General features: G+C 52.4%; 2 protein-coding genes. Both read left to right on the top strand.

Annotated features, from left to right (window positions below; genetic code table 11):
* On the top strand, positions 1-460 hold a 460-nt coding region (locus tag ACOI1H_RS25610; RefSeq protein WP_422441146.1), incomplete at its 5' end, for a sensor histidine kinase.
* Positions 461-462: 2 nt separating this feature from the next.
* Positions 463-1,017 (top strand): response regulator, encoded by a 555-nt coding sequence (locus tag ACOI1H_RS25605; RefSeq protein ID WP_422441144.1) that lies wholly within the window; start codon positions 463-465, stop codon positions 1,015-1,017.
* Positions 1,018-1,350 lie beyond the last annotated feature (333 nt).

The raw sequence follows: 1,350 nt of genomic DNA, 5'->3' as shown, positions 1-1,350 counted from the left end.
TGGGCTGAAGTCACGGGTTTGCGGATTTTGGACGGGTGATCAAAACGATAGTCTGAAAACCATTTCATCAAATGACTTCCTTGAAAGCGTCGCTCGTGGCGCCGCGGAAAGCTGCGGTGCTTCTGACCGGGTTGTTGTCTCTATCATAGATGCAAGCATGACATCCGAAGAGGCACACTGCTTGGCCCTGATCGCCAATGAGCTGATTACGAACTCCTGCAAGCATGGTCTGGCCGATATTGGTGGAAAAATAAACGTAAGCTGTATGCCCGCGGCAACGGAGTTGCGACTGGAAGTATCTGACAACGGAACTGGGTTTGACGTCGGAATCCAATCCAGAACCTCCGGGTTGAGACTGGTGCGTAGTCTCTGCCGTCAGATTAGTGCCAAGTTCGAGGTTGCAAATGTGCAGGGGGCGCATTGTAGAGTATCGTTCAAAACTGAATTATCTGGAGATTGAGTGTGAAACATCGTGCACGGATCACCCAACAGCAGCAGCCTGACAAGATTTTGTGGCCGCGGTATTTACCGGGCGAGATCGTAGCGATACCGAGCGCTCAGGCCCTTCATGCCATAAGTGCGAACTTCACCCGCCGCCCTGTGTTCTCGGCAGCTGATCCGACAAGATCTCACTCTGATGATGTGAGTAAGCCGCTTCGCGTGCTCATCGTAGAGGATGAAGCCATTATCGCGATGGATCTTGAAATGATCCTTGAGGATCTTGGCGTAGAAGTGGTGGGGATCGCTATGTCCGCTGAACATGCGGTCAGACTGGCAGAAAAGCATGCACCAGACTGTGCCACGATGGACATCAACATTAAGGGCGACCGCGACGGCGTCAGTGCAGCTACCGAGATCTATGAGAAGTTTGGTATACGGTCTATTTTTGTGTCAGCATTCGGGACTGACGAACTTTATAAACGCGCGGAGCCAACGCGCCCCTTCACCTGGATCAAGAAGCCTTTTCGGAGTGACGATTTTAAGGCAGCACTCCAGATGGTCCGGGATCACAAGTGATCACCGCAGTGGTCGGTTAATGCACCATGCCTACGCCGTGTGATGGACACCTAACCGATGACGGTATCAGATGATTGTTCTGCGCAACCGATGATACTTTGGGTCCGGTGCCAAGTAAAAACCAAGACCTATTCAGGGCCTGACATGATCATCGCACGCCATCTCCACCCCATGTTTTAGGAAGCCAGGATACGTCCGATTTGGTGAAGGAGTGAGATACACGGCAGCCAATGCGGCTCCGACCGCAACACCTGCCCGGACGGATCTGTCTGCGGCTCACAACCTGTTTAAGTAACATCACCCTGCATCAGAAAGCATGCGACCAGAGAAAGT

The sequence above is a fragment of the Loktanella sp. DJP18 genome, from assembly GCF_049310965.1.
Lineage (GTDB): Bacteria > Pseudomonadota > Alphaproteobacteria > Rhodobacterales > Rhodobacteraceae > Loktanella.
Note: the sequence above shows the minus strand (reverse complement) of the source record. Positions and strands in the feature narration are given on the sequence as shown.